This is a genomic window from Kitasatospora sp. NPDC088160 (genome assembly GCF_044741445.1).
Lineage (GTDB): Bacteria > Actinomycetota > Actinomycetes > Streptomycetales > Streptomycetaceae > Kitasatospora.
Window position 1 is genome coordinate 266,126 of the sequence record NZ_JBIUSS010000006.1, and the last position, 19,453, is coordinate 285,578.

Sequence of the window (19,453 nt, forward strand, 5' to 3'; positions counted from 1 at the left end):
CGATGGACGACCCTGGTCCCTTCCGCTCCCGCACACACCTGTGCCGGGTACCCACCGACGCCCCGCGGAGGGACTGTTCCGTGACCCGAACCCCCGTCGTCCTCATCCACGGTGCCTGACTGCACGCGTTGTGCGGACGGCGCGGCACACCCGCGCCGGAGGGTGGACACCGGGAACGCACGGCGGGCGCCCTGCTGCTCATCTCCGGCCAGGAGGACCGCATGGTGCCCGACAGTGTCACCCGCTCGGTGTACAAGCTGTACGACGACTCGACGGCGACGAGCGACCTCAACACTTCCCCGACCGTGCGCACTCGCTGACCGTCGACAGCGGCTGGCGCTCCGTCGCCGACCACGTGCTGCTGCGGCTCGCGCTCCAGGACATCCACGGGCCCGACGCGTAGGCGCGGACGGCCGCCGGCCGGTACGCCGGTCAACCGTCACGGCACCGGCCCGCGCCCCTGCCGCCGTTCGGGCGGCGGGGGCACGGGCCGGTCGCGTGACCGTCCGGGGTGGGGGTCAGCTCGGGAAGGGCCAGGTCGGGCACCACGGCCAGGTGACCTGGCCCGGGTAGGGCGGGCCCCACGGCGGGCACTTGGGCAGGGTCGGCGTCGACGGGGCGCTGGTCCACAGGATCTTGCCGTTCAGCTGGACGGCGATCGCGCCCTCGTTGTAGACGGCCAGTTCGGCGCCGGGGTTGCCGCCGGTGTTGCTGGCCCACAGCGGGGCGTTGGCGGCGGAGTACACGACGAGGTTGCCGTCGCCCTGCATGACCAGGACGTTGCCGTTGGGGACGGCGCCCTTGGCGACCCAGATCGGGGTGGTGTCGCGGTACAGGACGACGTTGCCGTCGCCCTGCATGGCCAGCATGATGTGGCCGTTCGGCGAGTACCAGGCCTGGTCGCGGTTCAGCAGGCTGTTCATCGGGATGTGGGTGGGCTCGGACGGCGCGGCGGTCACGGCGGTCGGAGCCGCGGCGGGGGCGGCGGCCTGGGCGGCGTCGGCGGTACCCGTGGTGAGGGCGCCGAACCCGATCGTGGCGAGGGCGGCCAGGGCGGCGACCCGGGAGCGGAGTCTGGACATGGGTGGGCTTGAAGTCCTTCCGGGGACAGCGGAGTTGACGAGCCAGCGGGGGATTCCTGCGGCGCCCGCCCCGCTGCGTCCGGCGCCGCACCGAACGTTAGGTCCGCGCCGCGCCGCCGATCGGCAGATCCACCGGCAGCTTCCCGCCTGCGACCCCCCGCCTGCCACCCCCCGCCGGCCCGCCCGCGTCGGTTGGCCCCGGTTCCCTGGAGAAGGTCCGCGCGGGGCGCTCAGAACGTCCCGCCGTCCAGTTGGAGGGTGCGGCCGGTCATGTAGGCGGCGTCGTCGGAGGCGAGGAAGGCGTAGCCCGCCGCCACCTCCTCGGGCCGGGCCAGCCGCCGCAGTGCGGTCAGCGTGCCGAGCAGCCGCGCCAGGTCCTGCGTGCCGGCCAGGTCGGGGTGCACGTAGTGCGGCGCGCTCTCGGCGGCCATGTCCGTGTCGGTCCCGCCCGGGGCGATGGCGTTGACGGTGATACCCCTCGTGCCCAGCTCGGCGGAGAGGTTCAGGACCATCGACTCCACGGCGGCCTTGCTGGCCGCGTACAAGGTGTGGTGGAAGACGGCCTTGCCGGCGCTCACCGAGGAGGTCAGCACGATCCGGCCGCCCTCGCGCAGATGCGGCGCGGCGTGCTGCACGGTGAACAGCTGCCCGCGCGTGTTCACCGCGAAGACCCGGTCGAAGTCGGCCGGCGTGATGGTCTCCAGTGCGCCGAAGTACTCGATGCCCGCGCAGGAGGCGACCACGTCCAACTGCCCGAACTCGGCCACCGTCCGCTCGATCAGCGCCGCGATCTGCTCCGGCTCCGCGACGTCGGCCCGGACGGCGATCGCCCGGCCGCCCGCGGCGGCGAGTTCGGCCACCAGTGCGTCCGCGGCCTCCTGGTTGCCCCGGTAGCCGATCGCCACGGCCGCGCCCTCGCCCGCCAACCGCCGGGCGACGGCCGCGCCGATCCCGCGGCTCCCACCGGTCACGACGGCCGCCTTGCCTGCGAACCGTCCCTGCTGCGTGGTTGACACCATTGCTCTACGCCCTCGTCTCGTGTCGGAATGCGTGTGTCGGAAGCTCCCCGGCCCGGCTCCGGACGCTCAGCAGCAGCCCCACTGCGGGGTGGGCGCGGTGGCCGGGGTCGCGGAGGCCCGGGCGGCGGGTGCCGGCGGGTGGACGGTCGTTCCGGCCTTGATCGTCTCGACGACCTCGATGTCGCGGATCGCCTCCGGGTCGACCGTCAGCGGATTGGCACTGAGGATCACCAGGTCCGCGAGCTTGCCGACCTCGATGCTGCCCTTGCGGTCCTGCTCGCCGTACTGGTGGGCGGCGTCGAGGGTGATCGCGCGGACCGCCTCCAGGGCCGACACCCGCTGCTCCGGTCCGAGGACGACCCCGTCGGTTCGGGTGCGCCGGGTCACCTGGCTGGACAGCACGGCGATCGAGTCGGGCAGCGCCACCGGCGCGTCGTGGTGCGAGGTGTAGCGCAGGCCGCGGTCGAGCGCCCAGCGGGCGGGGGAGATGGCGGCCGCCCGCTCCTCGCCGAGGACGGTCCCGCGGTACCAGTCGCCCCAGTAGTAGGTGTGCATGGAGAAGAAGGACGGCACGATCCCCAGCCGGGCGAACGCCTCGACCTGGTCCTCGCGGGCGGTCTGCGCGTGGATGGCCACGGTCGGGCGCCGGCCCGGCCCGGCCGCCTCGACCGCCCGGAGGAACTGGTCGATCGCCGCGTCGCCGTTGACGTGCGCCAGGACCTGCCAGCCCCGCTCGACCGCCGTGCTGACCTGCTTGGCCACCACCGCGTCGTCCCGCTCCGCCGGGTACCCGCAGTAGTCCTCGGGCTGACCGGCCGGCGGCGTCAGGTACGGCGCGGTGAGCCACGCCGTGCGGCCCTGCGGCGAGCCGTCCAGCACCAGCTTCACCCCGGCCGCGCGGACGCCGTCCACGTACTCGTCGCTCACCCCGATCGGGTCGTCCAGTGCGGAGGAGGTCGCCTCGCCGGCCTTCACGTACGCGACCACGTCGACCGCGAACGGCACGGCGGCGGCCGTGTCCCGCAGCGCCTTGAGGTTGGCGAGGGTGGTGCCGCCCTCCTGGACGGTGGTGAAGCCGAAGCTCGCCGCCGTGGCGGCGCCGGTGATGAACAGCATCAGCTGTGCCCGTTCCGGCAGCCCCGCGAGCGCCAGGTCCGAAGCCGGGGTGAACGCCTTCTCCTCCAGGACCCCGTCGGGCTCGCCGTGCGCGGGCGGGACGGCGAGTTCGCGCCGCCGGATCACCCCGCCCTCGGGGTCGGGCGTGGCGGCCGAGTAGCCGAGCCGTTCCAGGCCGAGGCTGTTCACCGCGCCGAGGTGGAAGGACTGGTGGATGGCGAGCACCGGGCGGTCCGTGGACACCTCGTCGAGGTCGTCGCGGGTGGGGTGGCGGCCCTCGGCGAGCATCGCGTCGTCGTACCCGAACCCGACGATCCACTCGGAGTCCGCGCCCACCGTGCTCCCGGCCCAGTCGCGCAGCTTGTCCTTCAGCGAGTCGAGCCCGGTGACGTCGCCGTCCGGCGCGGCCAGCAGGTTGGCGATGGTGGCCTGGAGGCCGATGCCGCCGAGGTGCCCGTGCGCGTCGACGAAGCCGGGCAGCAGGGCGCGGCCCTCGAGGTCCCGTACGACGGTGTGCGGGCCGCGCCACTGGTCCAGCGCCTCCTGCCGGGGGCCGACGAAGACGATCGTGCCGTCCTTGACGGCCACGGCCACGGCCACGGCCACGGCCACGGCCTCGGCCTCGGGGCGCCGGGCGTCACTTTCGCTGCTCGCGGTGCTTCCGGTGCTCTCGGCGACGGTGACGATCTCGCCGCCGTGGAGGATGAGGTCGGCCTGCTGGGCCATGCGGGTCTCCTGGAGGTAGGGGTTTGCGCCACGCTCCTACCCATGGTGACCGCGGAATCACCTTCTGTGGCGCCGGTCTGTCCGTATGTCGCTCCCGCACGGTGGTTGCGGGTGTCTCAGGTGTCTCAGCGCTGTTCCTCCGGGCGTCTCTCCAGCTCCCAACGGGTGTGGAAGGTCCCCTCCCGGTCGACACGGTGGTAGGTGTGCGCGCCGAAGAAGTCCCGCTGTCCCTGCACGAGTGCGGCCGGGAGGCGCTCCGCCCGCAGGCCGTCGTAGTAGGCGAGCGCGGTCGCGAAGCCGGGGGCGGGCACCCCCAGTTGGGCCGCCGTCGAGACGACCCGCCGCCAGGCCGACTGCGCGGAGCCGAGCGCCTCCCGGAAGTGCGCGTCGGTCAGCAGCGTGGGACGCTCCCGGTCGGCCTCGTACGCGGCCCTGATCCGGTCCAGGAACCGGGCCCTGATGATGCAGCCGCCGCGCCAGATCGCGGCCATCTCACCGGGGTCGATCTGCCAGGAGTACTCCGCGCTGCCGGCCTGGATCTGGTTGAAGCCCTGGGCGTAGGCCACCATCTTGGAGGCGTACAGCGCCTGCTCGACGTCCTCCGCGAACCGGTCCGCCGCCGCGCTGTCGAGCCAGGTCTCGGTGGGGCCGGGCAGCCCCCGGCCGGCCTGCCGGAGCGGCACGCTGCCGGACAGCGCCCGGGCGAAGACCGCCTCGGCGATCCCGCTGACGGGCACGCCGAGCTCCAGCGCGCTCTGCACCGTCCAGCGGCCGGTGCCCTTCTGCTCGGCCTGGTCCAGCACGATGTCGACGAAGGGCTTCCCGGTCGCCGCATCGGTGTGGGCGAGGATCTCGGCGGTGATCTCGATCAGGTAGGACTCCAGGCGCCCGCCGTTCCAGGTCCGGAAGACCTCGGCGATCGCGTCGGGTTGCAGTCCGGCGCCGTGCCGCAGCAGGTCGTACGCCTCGGCGATGAGCTGCATGTCGGCGTACTCGATGCCGTTGTGGACCATCTTGACGAAGTGGCCGGCGCCGTCCGGTCCGACGTGGGTGCAGCAGGGCTTGCCGTCGACCTTGGCCGCGATGTCCTCCAGCAGCGGTCCCAGGACCCGGTAGGCCTCCGGGGTGCCGCCGGGCATGATGCTCGGCCCCTCCAGGGCGCCCTGCTCGCCGCCGGAGATGCCGCTGCCCACGAAGTGCAGGCCGCGTTGGCGCAGGGCCGCCTCCCGCCTCCTGGTGTCGAGGAAGTGCGCGTTCCCGCCGTCCACCACCACGTCGCCCTCGTCGAGCAGCGGCACCAGCTCGTCGATGACCGCGTCGGTCGGCGCCCCGGCCTTGACCATGATCACGATCAGGCGGGGGCGTTCCAGGGCCGCGACGAACTTCTCCGTGGTCTCGGCGGCCACGAACTCGCCCTCGTGCCCGAACTCCTCCAGCAGCGCCGTGGTCCGCGCCAGCGTGCGGTTGTGCACGGCCACCCGATAGCCGTGGCGGGCGAAGTTCCTGGCCAGGTTGCGGCCCATCACGGCCAATCCGGTGACGCCGATCCGGGCCGGTGCCTGCTCGGTCATGGCGGGAATCTCCAAGGGGGTCTCGGGGGCACGGTGGTACAGCGACTCGGGGCTGTCGGGGCTGTCGGGACTACTCGGCGGAGAGCGCGAGGATCTCGTCCTCGGGAAGCTCGACGTACTCCTCGCCCTCCACCCGGATCTCCGAACCGGAGAGCCTGTTGAAGAGGATCTTCTCGCCGACCTTGACGTCCACCGGGTGCGGCTTGCCGCTCCCCAGCTGTCGGCCGGGCCCCACCGCCACCACCTCGCCCGTCCACGTCTCCGGGTCCTGCGGGGTCGGAACCCCGATCGGCTTGACGATCAGATGATCGTGCTTCGGGTGGAAGTCGGGCATGGCATGGTCCTCTCACGTAGCCGCCTGCGGCGCAGCCGGGGCCGCCCCCACGCCTCGATTCTGCCGATCCGCGTCCGCGACCGCCCCACCAGCCGCTCGACGTCCACGCACCGGCGCGGCCGTTCCCGCTGCCCGTCGCCTGCGGCGGGCGCTGCCGAGTTTCCGGGCGCGGCATACTCCGTTCGGGTCGCGGGGCGTCGGCCCGGGCGCAGCGCGGCGGCTCCGGCCGGCTACTGCAGCAGTGCGGCGTGCGGGTGGTCCGGGGCCGCCGGGCACGCGTAGATCTGCTGGTTGTACCCGTCGCCGACGGTGATCATGGTCGGTGCCGCCGGATCGGGGTGGACGGCGTCCCGGTTCGCGGCGGCCCGGTCCTCGTACGGGATCCAGCTGTGGACGTCTGCGCGGTGCTCCTTCGTGGCGATGGTCAGCATCGGGTCCATCCGGCAGCCGCAGGCGCGGCAGTACTGCGGAGCGGGATCGGTGAAGCTCCAGGGAGCCCAGCCGCCGGCCTTCCAACCGGGGGCGACGGACAACTCCCGGTCGTAGTAGCCGTCCTCCGCCCCGTCGTAGGCGCTGTCCGGCTCCGCGCCGGTCTTCCGCCGCGCGCTCCACGCCCGGACCTGCGCGCGCAGGTCCGGGTCGAGCTCCACCGCCAGCGGGTACTCGGTGACCTGCTCGGGGGAGACCAGGCACGGCTGCGGCAGGTAGTCCTCGTACTGGATCGCGGGCGGCTGCGGAGGCGCGGTGAGGACCTCGCCGACCGCGGTGGCGGACCGCCAGAACAGCTCGGTCCTCGGCATGTTCCCCCAGGGGCGGTCGAAGGGGTGGTCGAAGGGGTGGTCGAAGGGGCACCACAGCACCTGGAGCAGGTCCGCGCCTTCGGGCGGACGCAGGTCGGGCACCTCGCGGACGTACAGCTGGGCCACGGCCAGCATCGCGACCGGCCACGGCGGGCACTGGCGGCCGGCGCCGGCCCGAGCCAGCACGGCGCGCTCCTGCGGGGTGTAGGCGCGGGCGCCCGGTGGCCGGGACCGGGCGGCCGCCCGGATCTCGCGCAACAGCCGGACATCCGCCGGGGAGGTCGCCGGCAGCACGGCCGGCACCCGGTGCGTGCCCTCGCAGTGCGGCCACGGCTCGGCGGCGGGCCACAGCAGCGGACCTCCGACCGAGCTCTCCCGCGGGGACGGCGATCCGGGCCGCGGGTGCAGCCGGGTCGCCGTCCGGGCCAGCGGGGCCAGCCGTGGGAAGGCCGCCACGATGTCATCCGGCCTCGGCGGGGTGGTGCGGGTCATTCCGGCCTCCCAGCCGTACCGGTCTCGGTTCCCCTGTCCCGGTCTCCCGGTCTCAGTTCCCCAGACTGGGCCCGCCGTCCCCGGGGACGTTCAGGAGGGTCTGCTCGTTGAAGACGGGCCATGACGCGCCATCGGGCAGCTGAACCGTGGCGCTCATGCTCGCGCCCCACGGGATCGTGCTGCCGTCGTCCCGGTAGAGGGGCGTCACCACGTAGTACACGGCGGCGTCCCCGTCCGCGGACAGCGCGTTCACCTCCTTCTGGACCCTGGCCTCGAACATCCTCATGCTGATCCCCTTGATGTTCATCCCGAGCTGGTAGCACGGGACGAGGTTGATCCAGTCCTCCTTGTGACTGCCCCTTCCCCCGAGGACGTTGGCGATCAGGTGGCAGCGGGCGAGGCCGCCGCCGGGGGATTGCGCGTTCGCGTCCTCCCAGCCCGTGATGTCGCCGCCGGCCTCGTCCCCCTTGACCAGGGGGTTCGTCAGGCAGGCCTCCGCCTTGCCGGCCCTGGTGGCCGGCGCGGGGGCCCGGGAGCCGGAGGGGCTCGGGCCCGCGGTCCGGTTGCGACTGGGCACGGGCTGCTCGGTGTTGAGGATCCATCCGCTGCCGCTCGGCCTGCCCCGGGGTTGGGTCAGGCAGGCGGCCTTGCCGGAAGGAGAGGGCGACGGGCTCCCGGGGCCGGTCTCCGGGGGCTCCGGCGCCGGCTGGACGGTCTTGATCTCGTCGATGACGAGTTTCACGCCGGCCTTGTACGCGACGAGCCGGCCCCGGCGGTCCATGGCGGTTCTGAAGACCTCCAGGGCGGGGGCCGCGGCAGCCCCCGGCATCTGCACCTGGAGGGCCGTGTAGTTCCCGTCGGGCTTGCGGACCAGCCCGTCGTAGGCGATGGACGGGCTGCCGAGCTGCGCCGCCTGTGCGGCGGGAAGCTGCCCGACGGCCTCGGGCAGCAGGTACGCCGTGCCCGGGCGCATGTCGACGGTGGTGCCGGCCTGTTTCGCGTAGGCCTTCAGGGCGGAGGTTCGCGGCTGCTGGTACGGGCTGTCGGCGGTGCCGGCGGCGTCGGCCGTGTCGACGGTGTCGACCCCCCGCCTCCGGCTCTGGGACTGGCTCTGACTCTGACCCTGGTTCTGGCTCCGGTTCTGGCTCTGGGACGGGGCGTGAGCGCGGTGCTGTGGAGGGGCGGCCGCGTCACCGCCCTGGTCCATCGCCGCCGCCGGGTCCGGTGGATTGTCGGCGAGGCTCTGGGTGGCCTGGGCCATCTGCTGGAGCAACTGCTGGGCCCGGGGCTGGAGCTGCTGCTCCTTGGCCTGGAGCTCCTTGGCCTTCGCCTCCTGGGCCTTGGCGGCGGCGCTGAGCTGGGACTGCCTGGAACTGAGCTTGGACTCCTCCTGCCCGAGCTGGGACTGCTCGTTCTCCAGGCTGCCCTTCTCGGCCTGGAGCTGCGCCTGTTCGGTCCTCAGTTCGCTCGCCTCGGCGTCGTACGCGCTGGACGCGGCGGCCTGCGCGGGCAGTTCGAAGGTGTGCGGCTTGTTGTTGTGGGCATCGATCCTGGAGGCCAGGGCCGCCGCGCGCGTCCCGAAGCTGCCGGCCTTCTGCTTCGCGGCGGCGGCCTTGCTCTCGAACGCCGCGGTGTCGTTGCGCAGGGCTGCGGCATCCTTGGTGATCTGTTCCGCCTCGGCGACCACGGCCTTCTCCTGCTGCGCGATCTCCGCCTCCTGCCGGTTGAAGTCCTCGACCTCCCGGATGAGCTGCGCCGAGGCGGCCGCGACGTCCCCGGACGGGACCAGGAGGGCGACGCCGCCCGACTGGGCCAGGACGGCCGCAGCGCCGGTGGCCGCGAACGCGGGCGCTCCCGCGCCGACGACCGGCACCAGCACGGCCGCCAGCGCCAGGAGAACGAATCGCCGTACGGTCGTCCGTACGGTCATCCGCACAGTCGTCCGTACGGTTCGCCGGCCGCGAGCGGCCGGGCCGTACGGGGACGCGGTCATCCGCTCACCTTCTCGGTGAGCTCGTCGGCGAGCTTCGCGGTGGTCGGCTGGCCGTCGCCCGCCTGGCAGACGGCGACCTGGACCAGACTCGTGCCCTTCACCCGCGCCTGGTGGTGGCAGGCCCACTGCGCGCCGCCGTCCTGTGCGCCGTCCTGCGCCGCCGTCCACGCCACGGCGACCTCGGTGGGAGGGTGGGCCGTGTAGGCCCACTTCGCGGTACGACCTGCCTGGTCGGTGACCGTCGAGGACGGGCACTTGGTGAGACCGTCGGTGAGCGCCTGGAAGGCCGCGCCGGTCTTCTCGCTGTCCGGGAACACGCCGATGACCTGGTTCACGGTGTAGGCACCCGTGGCCCCCGCGTCCTGGTAGGTCGCCGACAGGAACGCGGTCCACGCCTGTCCGTAGACCGACTGGGTCGTCGGTCCCGCCGCGACGGCGCATTCCGACGGCGACACGGCGAGCGGGGCGTGCGGACGGTTCGACTGCGGGCCGGCGACCAGCGTCGTCCCGGCCAGCCGACTGACGCTGTCAGGGCTCACGAGGTCCGCTTGGACCGTACCCGCGGCCACGTGCGGCGGCAGGCTCGTCGGCTGCTGCGGCCAGAGCCACCACCCGACGCCGGCCAGGACGAGGCAGGGCACGACCGCGGCCACGATCAGCTGCCAGTGGCGCGGTACCCGAGCGAGCCGGGGCCTGCCCGGGCCTGCCGTCGGCGCGTGCTGCGGAACCGGCGACTGCGACTGCGACTGCGGCGACGGCGACGGCGACGGCGACGGCGCCGCGCCGGATGCCGAAGGCGGCCCAGCAGGACGGGCCCCAGCGCCTGCCGGGCCACCACCGCCCGGGCCCGTCGGCGGCGAAATGATGTAGTCGGCGTCTTCGGCCACGCTGATCTCCCCCACGACACGCCGCCATCCGGGCGACTCAGGTTGCGTTCTGTAAACGAAGCCGGTACATACCGTCACTCATCCGACGCGGCGGGGCAAGACCTTCCGGTCGGATTTGAGGACCGTCTGAGCATTTCGCCGAAACCGCGAACTGACACCCAGAGCCCCGAAGTTGGATCAACCCGTGTCGTGCCGCGCAGAGCCGAAGGATCGGAGCTCCCAGGGGCTGCCGGTGGGTGGTGCGCTGTCGGCGGCGGCCGTGGACATCATTCGTCGGGCAGGGCGAGTGCCAGTTTGCCGAATCCTCGACGGCCTCGGACAAGCCGCGCGCTGACGGGCCGCCGGCTCCCCCGCGACGGTCGTCCCCGTTGTCATCGGCTGTCTGTCAAGGTCAGGGCCTCTGTCACGCCCATGCCCCACTGCCCCTGTTTCGTAGGTGAGTTGAAGCAATTTGACGATCAGTCAGACGAAATCTAACGTCGACCCCGTACCGATCGTCGCTCACTCGTTCGATGGCCCGGAGGGGTTTTCGCATGCCTCCTTACGAACAGACTCCTGTCGGCATATCAGGAATTTCCGAGAATCAACCGAAAACCTTCTACAAGGCGAGTGTTGACTCAGTCTCCCCTCCGGCCCGGCGGACCGGACTGGCGGATCAGGGGCAGTGCTTCCTCGGCGTCAGTCTGGAGAACGGCAATTTCGCTCCGGGCAAGATCGCCGCGATGCTCCGCTGGATAGCCAGGCGGTTCCCCCGCTGCACGGTGCTGGTCGGGGACAGCATCCACCGGATCACCCTGGCGTCCACCCGGGGCCTGCCGGAGGACGAGGCGCTCTCCCGGGCGCTGGCCCTGGGCGACCGCTTCATCGCCGACACCCGGGCCCTGTTCGCGGCCGAACGCGAGCAGACCGAATTCACGTTCCTGCGCTGCTCCGAAGTACAGCGGTGGGATTCCTACGCAAAGCACCATCGAAGCCTCACCGACTACCACCGGGCCGACCGGAACTTCCGGGAGTCCGTGGACGCGTTCGGGCGGAGCTTCCACACCAGGAATTCCGGCCAACTTGCCGAGGCCGACCTGGAGAGGCGGGTCGAAATGTCCGCACAGTACTTTCTGGAGGAGTCCGCAATATTCGCGTGTCTTGTCCAGGAAGGCCTTTCTGTCATGGTCTACCCCGGTTCGTTCGGCACCCTTTCGGAGGTCACCGACGGGAGGCACCCGGACGCCCCGGAGGAACTGCGTCGGCTGACCGTCGTCTCGCTCGATCTGCGGAGGCGTTGACGGCCGTCCCTCGCCCCACCGAGCGCTCTGCCGGACCGCAGGACCGGCAGGTTCAAGCTCGGGTGCCGCGTCAGCATGACCGGTGGTCAATGGTCGGTTCTTAAGGACTTCTTAGGAGTCCTCCGTATCACTGTGTCATGCACACCGGTACTCATACGTCATCCCTTGCGGGCCCCGCCCGCCGACACGTTCCGCGCGCCGTTCTCGTCCTCGCCATGGCCACCGCGCTGGTGTCCGCAACCGTGGCGAGCGCCACCGGCAGCTCCGCCTCGCCGATGCGGGTGCGGGTCCATGACGGGCGCGTCGACGTGCCGGTGCGCGGCGGCACCGCCACCATCGACGCGGCCACGCTGCGGGCCGAGGCCCGGACCGAGGACGGGCGGGTGGTCCTGCTGTCCGCTCCGGCCGCCCAGGGGCTGGGCAGGGCGAGCGCCCCGGTCAGGACGGCGAGCGGCGCCGCCTGGTCGTATCCGGAGAAGGGCCTGCGGGCCGAAGTCCGCGCCGATCACGGCCGGTTGCTGGTCACCCTCACCGGGACCGCCCTCACCGGGAGCGGCGGCGACACCTCGGTGCGGTGGCCGGTGACCGCCACCGATCCGGCCGCCGCCGAGGTCCAGCTCCCGCGCGGCGAGGGGCTGTCCGTTCCCGTCGACGACCCGTTCTGGAACTCCTCCGACGGGGCGCTGGTCGGCGAGGAGCAGGAGCTGAGCTCGCAGCTGTCCATGCCGATGTGGGGCTACACGCTCCGCTCCGGCCGGGCCGGCGTCAGCTACATCGTCCCCACCGACATCGGCACGTCGCTGACGTTCGCCTCCCAGGACGGGCGGCTGCGGGCCACGGCCGAGCACGGATTCTCCGCCGGGAACGGCACCGGCGCGTACACCGTGGCCTTCTCCCTCACCGACGGCTCCCCGGTGGCCCCGGCCGTGGACTACCGCAACTGGCTTTCGGAGCACGGGCAGTTGGGCAGCCTGAGCGAGAAGATCAAGCAGAACCCGCAGACCGCGAAGCTGCTCGGGGCCTTCCACGCCTACGCCTGGGGCGGCGCCCGCCGGCCCGCCTACCTCGACCGGCTCAAGGAACTGGGCGTCTCCCGGCTCTGGCTCGGCTACGACTCCGACGACTCGCCGATGACGGGCGAGGACGTCAAGGCCGCCGAGGCCGCCGGCTACCTGGTCGGGCCGTACGACTCCTTCGCCAACGGCCAGCAGAAGACGGACGACTCGTCCCCCAACTCCGTCTGGCCGGACGACGTCTACCCCCGGTTCTGCGTCCTCAGGGCCGACGGAACACCGCAACCCGGCTTCCACAAGAAGGGCTGCTACCTCAGCTCGCAGGCGTTCGAGCAGGCCGAGCCGCAGCAGCACTACCTCGCGGACCGCACCCGCTCGCTGGTCGCCAACGGGGCCGACAGCTACTTCCTCGACGTGGACGCGGCGGGCGAGCTCTTCCAGGACTTCGACCCCGGCCACGCGATGACCATGGACGAGGACCGCGCCAACCGGCTCGCCCGGATGCGGCGCCTGACGGACGGCTCGTACGACGCGTCCACGGGCCGGCCCGCCCCGCTGGTCCTGGGCTCGGAGTCCGCCGGCTCCTGGGCCAACCAGGTGCTGGCCTTCGACCACGGCTCGGGCACCCCGGTGGACGGGCGGCTGTGGGCGATGGAGTCCGGGCACTTCGACAACGGGCCGCAGGACCCCAAGGACGACGGCGCCTGGGGCGGCTACGCCCCGGAACAGGCCGCCGCCACCTTCTTCAAGCCGGTGCGCACCACGGACTTCAAGCCCGAGCACCAGGCCCGGGTGGCCGCCGCCCTGAAGGCGATGTACGACCCGCGGTACCGGGTGCCGCTGTACGAGACGGCGCTGCACGGTTCGCTGGTCAACGTCGAACGCTGGGAACTGCCCTTCAGCAAGCTGCCGGAGCAGAAGACCACGCGTGCGCTGCTGGCGATGCTCGACAACACCCCGCTCAACTTCGTGCTCAGCGACAAGGACCCGCACGACGGGCAGAACCTTCGGGAACTGGCCGCCCTGCAGCAGTACTTCGCGCCGCTGCACCAGGCGGCCGGCGCCCAGCAGCTGACCTCCTTCCGTTGGCTGACCGGCGACCACCTGGTGCAGCGGACCGTCTTCGGCGACGGCACGCTGACCGTCACCGCCAACTTCGGCACCACCGTCCACGACGGCCTGCCGGGCGGCTGCGTGGACGCCACCGTGCGCGGACGCCCTGGCACCCAGCGGCTCTGCCCGGCTGACGTGGTCTCCTGACGACCGTGGCTGACGAGCTGAGGAGCTGACCAGCTGAGGACCTGACTGCCTGACTGCCTGACTGCCTGACTGCCTGACTGCCTGACGAGCCGGCGGGACGGGTACCCCCGCCCGTCCCGCCTGGCCCCGCCGCCCCGCCGTCCCGCCGCCGGTGTCGGTGCCGGGCGGACGCGGCGTGGTGGGTTAGCCTGCGCTGTGGGCCGGGTGCGCGGGGGCGACCACGGGGTGCGTACGGACCGGCCGACGAACGACTATGGGGGGTTTCACATGTCCAGGATCATCACTGCCGCCATGCCCGCGCACGGGCACACCGCGCCGATGCTGGCGATCACCGCCGACCTGGTGGCGCGCGGGCACGAGGTGGTCTTCCTCGGCGGGGCGCGGTTCGCCGGGGCCGCCGAGGAGACCGGGGCGCGCTTCGTCGCCCTGCCGCCGGAGGCGGATTTCGACGACCGCCGGATCAACGACTCCTTCCCGGGGCGGGCCGAACTGCCGCCCGGGCCCCAGCGGTTGGCCTTCGACGCCCGGAACATCTTCATCGACCCGGTGCCCGTGCAGTACCGGGCGCTGCGCGCATTGCTGGCGGAGTTCCCGGCCACGGTCGTGCTCGGTGACTGCTTCTTCCACGGCGCGGTGGCTCTGGCGCTGGCCCATCCGCGCGGCGAGCGGCCGGCCGTGGTGGGCATCGGGGTGTCCCCGCCGATGCTGCAGAGTGTCGACACCGCGCCCTTCGGGCTTGCGCTGGCGCCCCAGGCGGGACCGGAGGGGCTGGCCCGCAACCGGGAGTTGAACGCCGAGGCGGCGCTGCGCGGTGAGCCGCTGCGGCAGTACGCGGCCGAGGTCTTCGCCGGGGTCGGGGCCGAACTGCCGCCGGGGCCACGGGTGAACGCCGCCGTCACCGGGCCCGACCACTACCTGCAGCTGACCGTCCCGGGGTTCGAGTACCCGCGCAGCGACGCGCCGGCCTCGCTGCGCTACATCGGCGCGCTGGCGCCGCAGAACCGGAGCGAGGTGGAACTGCCGCAGTGGTGGCCGGAGTTGGCCTCCGACCGCCCGGTCGTGGTGGTCACCCAGGGCACCCTGGCCAATGACGACCTGACCGAGCTGCTGGTCCCCGCGGTGCGGGCGCTGGCCGACCGCCCCGACCTGCTGGTGGTCGCGGCCACGGTCCGCCCGGACGGGCCCGAGCTGCTGGCGCAGGCGCTCGGCGGCCTGCCGGACAACGTGCGGGCCGCCGGCTACCTGCCGTTCGACCGGCTCCTGCCGCACGCCGACGTGTTGATCAGCAACGGCGGCTACGGCGGTGTCCACACCGCGCTGGCCTTCGGGGTGCCGCTGGTGGTCGCGGGCGGCAGCGAGGACAAGCCCGAGGTGGCCGCCCGGGTGGCCTGGCGCGGTGTGGGCATCGACCTGCGCACCGGGCGCCCGGGCGAGCCGGAGCTGCGCGAGGCCGTCGACCTGGTCCTGGCCGACCCGGCCTACCGCGCCAACGCCGCCGACCTGGCCGCCGAACTCGCGGCCCACCAGCCGCTGACGGCGATCGCCGAACTGGTGGACTCGCTCGGCTGACCGCCGCGGGGCGCCGCCGGGTGCTCGGGAGGATCGACCGGCGGGATTTGCCGACACACCGTCACCTCGCGCGACCGGCCTCCTGCCCCACCCGGCCGCACGGGTTGGACTCGGCTTGTCGTCTTATCGCTCGCTGGGCCGATTCCATCTCCGAAAGGAACGGGATCGTCCGGAAAGAGGCCCGATGGGCGGGGAGCGGTTGAAGTAATTTGATGATGCGTCAATTGACTTCCCCCGATGGCAATTTGCGCGATGCGGTCCAGGGTATTGCCTTCCCGATATGCGCTAGCCTCGTCCTGGCGTGATCACATGCCGATCTCGAATTGGGGGGAATCACATGGCAATCGGACGACGGCAACTCCTCACCTCCGTCGCGCTCACCGCCCTCGCCGCGCCCGTCCTGGCCAAGGGGACCGCGACCCGCGCGGCCGCGGCCGTGGGGGCGGCCCCGGCCGCCCCCTCCGGGCCGCTGTTCATGCAGGTCGTCGCGCACGAGGACGACGACATCCTGTTCATGAACCCGGACCTGTCCAACGCGCTCGCCATCGGCACCCCGTCCGTCACGGTGTTCGTCACCGCGGGCAACGCGACCGGCGACCCGTGCGCCACGTCCTGCTGGGACACGGCCGGCGAGCCGCTGCGCACCTGGAACCGGCAGATGGGCGCCATCAACGCCTACTCCCGGATGACCGGGGTCGGCGACACCGACCCGGCGACCGACGAGGTCGGGCACTGGACGGCCGAGGCGTGGACGGTCGCGGGCAAGCAGGTCGAACGGTACGTCCTCAAGGGCCGCCCGGTGCACCTGATCTTCCTCAACCTGCACGACGCCGGGCTCGGCGCAGTCCTGGCCGGCGGCACCGACACCACGGTCGTCCCGGTCGGCAGCCCGCTGTCCGGGCCGTCGACCTACACGGCGGCGGACGTCGTCGAGGTGCTGCGGCAGCTGATGGTGACGTACCAGCCGACCGTGCTCCGGGCCCAGGACGAACTCCCGGACAGCCGCTACTCGGGCGACCACTCGGACCACGTCTCCGCCGCGAAGTTCGCCGGCCAGGCGGCCCTGCTGTACGGCGGCCCGCTGATCCAGGTGAACTACCGGGACTACAACATCAGCGACTCCCCGGTGAACCTCGACCCGGCGACGACCGGCGCCAAGGGCGTGTTCGTCTCCGAGTACGCCAGCCACGACCACTCGGGGAACTACTCCGACGCCTGGTTCTCCCGGATGTACTACCGCTGGTCGCGGGGCACCTCCTGGGCCGGGCTGAACCAGGACGGCCGGCCTCAGGTCTTCGTCGTCCGGGCCGGCGCCCTCTACACCTACTGGCGCCAGGCGGACGGCAGTTGGGGCGGTCCGGTGCGGATGGCCGACCCGGGCGGGCGACTGGCGCCGGGCATCGCGGTCGGGACCAACGCCGACGGCCGGCTGGAGGTCTTCGCCCGCCGCCTGACCGATCACCACATCATCTCCCTGCCCCAGGGTGCGCCCAACGGCTGGTGGTGGAACAGCTGGGCCGACCACGGCAACCCCAACACCGGACTCGGCAACGAGGACCAGGTCGGCGTGCCCGTGGTGGCCGGCAACCAGGACGGGCGGCTGGAACTGTTCGTCAAGAACGGCGGGGGCGGCCTCAGCAGCATCTGGCAGACCACCCCGGGCGGGGCGTGGACGGGCACGTGGACGGACCTGGGCGGCACCGACCTCCAGGACCCGGTCACCGCGATCCGCAACGGCGTCGGGGCGATCGAGGTGTTCGCCAGCACCCGCACCGGAATCCTCGGCTGGTGGCAGGGCGCCCCGAACGGTGCCTTCGGCGGCCCGGGCCCGATCCCGGGCGCCCGGCCGGCCAGCCCGCCCAAGGCCGCGCTCGACCAGGACGGCCGCATCGAACTCGCCTACCGCGAGGCCGGCACCGGCGCGATGCTGGTCAGCTACCAGACCCGGCCTGGCGGCGAGTGGAGCCAGTCCCCGGCCCCCCTCGGCGGAGACGGGGGAGTGGGCGAGCCGGCGGCGGCCACCGTCGGCGGACGGGTCGTCCTGTTCGAGCGCAACCGCGGCGGCGGCGTGAGCACCACCGCCCAGACCGCCCCGAACTCCGGCTACGGCACCTGGCAGGACCTCGGCGGCACCGTCCTCGACTACCCGGCCGCACTCGTCGACGGCGGCGGCGTCCTCCACGTGTTCGCGATCGGTTCGGACGGCCGCGTCTACTACCGCACGGGCACGACGCCCACCACCTTCGGCGGCTGGCAGGGCCTGCCGCTCTGACCGGTCCCGCCCGGCGGCCGGTCGGGGGGCTCTCCCGGCCGGCCGCCGGGCCGTGCGCAGCCGGGCCCGGGCCGTCGCCTCTGCCCGTGGCGAATCTGCGGCGGGCAGAGAAAACGCATCCGGAGGTCTCCCGGGGTCAAGAGTGGAGTCGAGGGCAAGCCCGCCTCAACACCTCGACTCGACACTTCGACACTTCGACACCTCGGCATCTCGACAAGGAGACCGGATGACTCCCCTCACCACGCTCGCGCCCCGCGCGGAGGAGGGCGGCACGCCGCCCAGCCGCTTCGACGACCACCTCGCGGCGCAGTTGCTCGCCCAGCGGATCGTCCTCCTCGGCACCCAGGTCGACGACGTGTCGGCCAACCGGGTGTGCGCGCAGCTGCTCCTGCTGTCGGCGGAGGACCCGCGCACCGACATCAGCCTGTACGTCAACAGCCCCGGCGGGTCGGTCACCGCGGGGCTCGCCATCTACGACACCATGCGGCTCATCCCGAACGACGTCTCGACGCTGGTGATGGGGTTCGCCGCCAGCATGGGCCAGTTCCTGGTCACCGTGGGGGCGCCCGGCAAGCGGTTCGCGCTGCCGAACGCGCGGATCATGATGCACCAGCCATCGGCGGGCATCGGCGGCACCGCCGCGGACATCGAGATCCAGGCGGAGAACCTCCAGTTCACCAAGAAGGCCATCGAGCGGATCACCGCCGAGCACACCGGTCAGAGCGAGGAGACGATCGCGCGGGACGGCGACCGGGACCGCTGGTTCACGGCCGAGCAGGCCAGGGAGTACGGGATCGTGGACCGGGTGGTGGAGTCGGTCGCCGACATCCGCCCGGCCGCGTCGCGCCGACGGATGGGGCTGTGACATGGGGTCGTACACGGTTCCCTACGTCATCGAGCGGACCGCGCAGGGCGAGCGCTCCTACGACGTCTTCAGCCGGCTGCTGAACGAGCGGATCATCTTCCTCGGCACCGAGATCGACGACGGGGTCGCCAACGTGGTCATCGCGCAGCTCCTGCACCTGGAGTCGGAGAGCCCGGAACGCGAGATCTCGATCTACCTCAACTCGCCCGGTGGATCGTTCACTTCGCTGATGGCGATCTACGACACGATGACGTTCGTGCAGGCGCCGATCTCCACGTTCTGCGTCGGTCAGGCGGCGTCGACGGCGGCGGTGCTGCTGGCCGGCGGAGACCCCGGGCGGCGGTTCGTGCTCCAGCACGCGCGGGTGCTGCTCGGCCAGCCGGCCAGCGGCGGCCGGCAGGGGACGGTGTCCGACCTCAGCCTCGCGGCGAAGGAGATGGTCCGCACCCGCTCGCAGGTGGAGGAGGTGTTGTCCCGGCACACGCACCACGACGTGGCGACGTTGCGCGCGGACATGGACCGGGACAAGGTGTTCACCGCCGAGGAGGCCGTCGCCTACGGGCTCGCCGACGAGGTGCTGAGCCGACGGCTCGCGTTCGGCTGACTCCGCGCGGGCGTGGCCGGTACGGCGGGGCGCGCCACCGTCGTACCGGCCGTCGGTCGGGGCAGGTCCGATCAGGCGGCGAGGCAGAGCCCGTCGTACTGCGCCGTGGGCGACGTGCGGCTCCGGTCCAACCGGCTTCGGCCCACCGCGCCCCGGCCCATCTGGCTCCGGGTGTGCCGGGTCAGCTCGTCCTGCGCGAGCGAGAGCAGGTCGGCGAGGCCGAACCCGAGGGCCCGGGCGGCGGCCGCGAGGACCTCGGAGGAGGCCTCCTTGCGCCCGCGCTCCAGCTCCGACAGGTACGGGATCGAGATCCGGGCCGCCTCCGCCACGTCCTTCAACGTCCTTTCCTGGGCGAGCCGTTCGCGGCGCAACGCGTCGCCGACGAGGTCGCGCCACAGGGGTTCCCTCGGCGCGGGCGCGGGCGCCGGTGACGCTCCCGCCGGCCGCTGCGGGGCGCGGGTCGCCCCGCCGGAACCGGGCGACGAGGTGTGCGGGCGCAGGGGGATGACGCGGGCTTCGTTCGGCGCATGAGTGCTCACCCCTCCAGCCTAGGGATCCGGGGCACCAGGG

Annotated in this window: 15 protein-coding genes; 6 read left to right on the forward strand and 9 right to left on the reverse strand. The window is 72.6% G+C overall.

Going from position 1 to position 19,453, the window contains the following annotated elements; genetic code table 11:
- Positions 1-518 precede the first annotated feature (518 nt).
- From ACIOGZ_RS11690 to ACIOGZ_RS11725, 8 genes are all read right to left on the reverse strand, one after another.
- The gene (locus ACIOGZ_RS11690; protein WP_363586923.1) at positions 519-1,082 is read right to left on the reverse strand and encodes a hypothetical protein; all 564 of its coding nucleotides are present in this window, start codon (positions 1,080-1,082) and stop codon (positions 519-521) included.
- Between the two features lie 230 nt (positions 1,083-1,312).
- Entirely contained in the window at positions 1,313-2,053 is a 741-nt protein-coding gene (locus tag ACIOGZ_RS11695) for an SDR family oxidoreductase (protein ID WP_363586922.1), read from the reverse strand.
- 114 nt (positions 2,054-2,167) lie between these two features.
- Positions 2,168-3,943, reverse strand: a complete 1,776-nt coding sequence (locus ACIOGZ_RS11700; protein WP_400985711.1) for an amidohydrolase — start codon at positions 3,941-3,943, stop codon at positions 2,168-2,170.
- A gap of 125 nt (positions 3,944-4,068) precedes the next feature.
- On the reverse strand, positions 4,069-5,514 hold the full coding sequence (gene gndA, locus ACIOGZ_RS11705; RefSeq protein WP_400806629.1) for an NADP-dependent phosphogluconate dehydrogenase: 1,446 nt from the start codon (positions 5,512-5,514) through the stop codon (positions 4,069-4,071).
- 70 nt (positions 5,515-5,584) lie between these two features.
- Positions 5,585-5,848, reverse strand: coding sequence for a hypothetical protein (locus ACIOGZ_RS11710; protein WP_363586919.1), 264 nt, complete (start codon positions 5,846-5,848; stop codon positions 5,585-5,587).
- Positions 5,849-6,078: 230 nt separating this feature from the next.
- The gene (locus tag ACIOGZ_RS11715) at positions 6,079-7,140 is read right to left on the reverse strand and encodes a hypothetical protein (protein WP_400806626.1); all 1,062 of its coding nucleotides are present in this window, start codon (positions 7,138-7,140) and stop codon (positions 6,079-6,081) included.
- Between the two features lie 52 nt (positions 7,141-7,192).
- Positions 7,193-9,070, reverse strand: a complete 1,878-nt coding sequence (locus ACIOGZ_RS11720) for a DNA/RNA non-specific endonuclease (protein WP_400806623.1) — start codon at positions 9,068-9,070, stop codon at positions 7,193-7,195.
- A gap of 59 nt (positions 9,071-9,129) precedes the next feature.
- The gene (locus tag ACIOGZ_RS11725) at positions 9,130-10,098 is read right to left on the reverse strand and encodes a sensor domain-containing protein (RefSeq protein WP_400843928.1); all 969 of its coding nucleotides are present in this window, start codon (positions 10,096-10,098) and stop codon (positions 9,130-9,132) included.
- 455 nt (positions 10,099-10,553) lie between these two features.
- Here ACIOGZ_RS11725 and ACIOGZ_RS11730 point away from each other — a divergent pair, with 455 nt between their 5' ends.
- The 6 genes from ACIOGZ_RS11730 to ACIOGZ_RS11755 all read left to right on the forward strand — a co-directional run bounded on the left by ACIOGZ_RS11730 (position 10,554) and on the right by ACIOGZ_RS11755 (position 18,883).
- Positions 10,554-11,300 carry a tRNA-dependent cyclodipeptide synthase gene (locus ACIOGZ_RS11730; RefSeq protein WP_400806621.1) on the forward strand — a complete coding sequence of 249 codons (747 nt, stop codon included), beginning with the start codon at positions 10,554-10,556 and terminating at the stop codon, positions 11,298-11,300.
- Positions 11,301-11,515: 215 nt separating this feature from the next.
- On the forward strand, positions 11,516-13,573 hold the full coding sequence (locus ACIOGZ_RS11735) for a glycoside hydrolase (RefSeq protein WP_363586915.1): 2,058 nt from the start codon (positions 11,516-11,518) through the stop codon (positions 13,571-13,573).
- A 267-nt stretch (positions 13,574-13,840) separates the two neighbouring features.
- Complete coding sequence (locus ACIOGZ_RS11740; RefSeq protein WP_363627657.1) at positions 13,841-15,142, forward strand: nucleotide disphospho-sugar-binding domain-containing protein; 1,302 nt, start codon at positions 13,841-13,843, stop codon at positions 15,140-15,142.
- 337 nt (positions 15,143-15,479) lie between these two features.
- Positions 15,480-17,414 carry a PIG-L family deacetylase gene (locus ACIOGZ_RS11745; protein ID WP_363627656.1) on the forward strand — a complete coding sequence of 645 codons (1,935 nt, stop codon included), beginning with the start codon at positions 15,480-15,482 and terminating at the stop codon, positions 17,412-17,414.
- Positions 17,415-17,640: 226 nt separating this feature from the next.
- Positions 17,641-18,279 (forward strand): ATP-dependent Clp protease proteolytic subunit, encoded by a 639-nt coding sequence (locus ACIOGZ_RS11750; RefSeq protein ID WP_363623848.1) that lies wholly within the window; start codon positions 17,641-17,643, stop codon positions 18,277-18,279.
- A gap of 1 nt (position 18,280) precedes the next feature.
- Positions 18,281-18,883: an ATP-dependent Clp protease proteolytic subunit gene (locus tag ACIOGZ_RS11755; protein WP_331745151.1), complete on the forward strand. Its 603-nt coding sequence runs from the start codon at positions 18,281-18,283 to the stop codon at positions 18,881-18,883.
- A gap of 71 nt (positions 18,884-18,954) precedes the next feature.
- On the opposite strand, the gene ACIOGZ_RS11760 is transcribed toward ACIOGZ_RS11755, so the two are convergent.
- Positions 18,955-19,422 (reverse strand): helix-turn-helix transcriptional regulator, encoded by a 468-nt coding sequence (locus ACIOGZ_RS11760; RefSeq protein ID WP_363586911.1) that lies wholly within the window; start codon positions 19,420-19,422, stop codon positions 18,955-18,957.
- Between the last annotated feature and the right edge of the window lie 31 nt (positions 19,423-19,453).

Coding starts and splice junctions, on each gene's coding strand:
- ACIOGZ_RS11690 (WP_363586923.1), bottom strand. CDS start 1,082: ATGTCCAGACTCCGCTCCCGGGTCGCCGCCCTGGCCGCCCTCGCCACG.
- ACIOGZ_RS11700 (WP_400985711.1), bottom strand. CDS start 3,943: ATGGCCCAGCAGGCCGACCTCATCCTCCACGGCGGCGAGATCGTCACC.
- gndA (WP_400806629.1), bottom strand. CDS start 5,514: ATGACCGAGCAGGCACCGGCCCGGATCGGCGTCACCGGATTGGCCGTG.
- ACIOGZ_RS11710 (WP_363586919.1), bottom strand. CDS start 5,848: ATGCCCGACTTCCACCCGAAGCACGATCATCTGATCGTCAAGCCGATC.
- ACIOGZ_RS11715 (WP_400806626.1), bottom strand. CDS start 7,140: ATGACCCGCACCACCCCGCCGAGGCCGGATGACATCGTGGCGGCCTTC.
- ACIOGZ_RS11720 (WP_400806623.1), bottom strand. CDS start 9,070: ATGACCGTACGGACGACCGTACGGCGATTCGTTCTCCTGGCGCTGGCG.
- ACIOGZ_RS11730 (WP_400806621.1), top strand. CDS start 10,554: ATGCCTCCTTACGAACAGACTCCTGTCGGCATATCAGGAATTTCCGAG.
- ACIOGZ_RS11735 (WP_363586915.1), top strand. CDS start 11,516: ATGGCCACCGCGCTGGTGTCCGCAACCGTGGCGAGCGCCACCGGCAGC.
- ACIOGZ_RS11740 (WP_363627657.1), top strand. CDS start 13,841: ATGTCCAGGATCATCACTGCCGCCATGCCCGCGCACGGGCACACCGCG.
- ACIOGZ_RS11745 (WP_363627656.1), top strand. CDS start 15,480: ATGGCAATCGGACGACGGCAACTCCTCACCTCCGTCGCGCTCACCGCC.
- ACIOGZ_RS11750 (WP_363623848.1), top strand. CDS start 17,641: ATGACTCCCCTCACCACGCTCGCGCCCCGCGCGGAGGAGGGCGGCACG.
- ACIOGZ_RS11755 (WP_331745151.1), top strand. CDS start 18,281: ATGGGGTCGTACACGGTTCCCTACGTCATCGAGCGGACCGCGCAGGGC.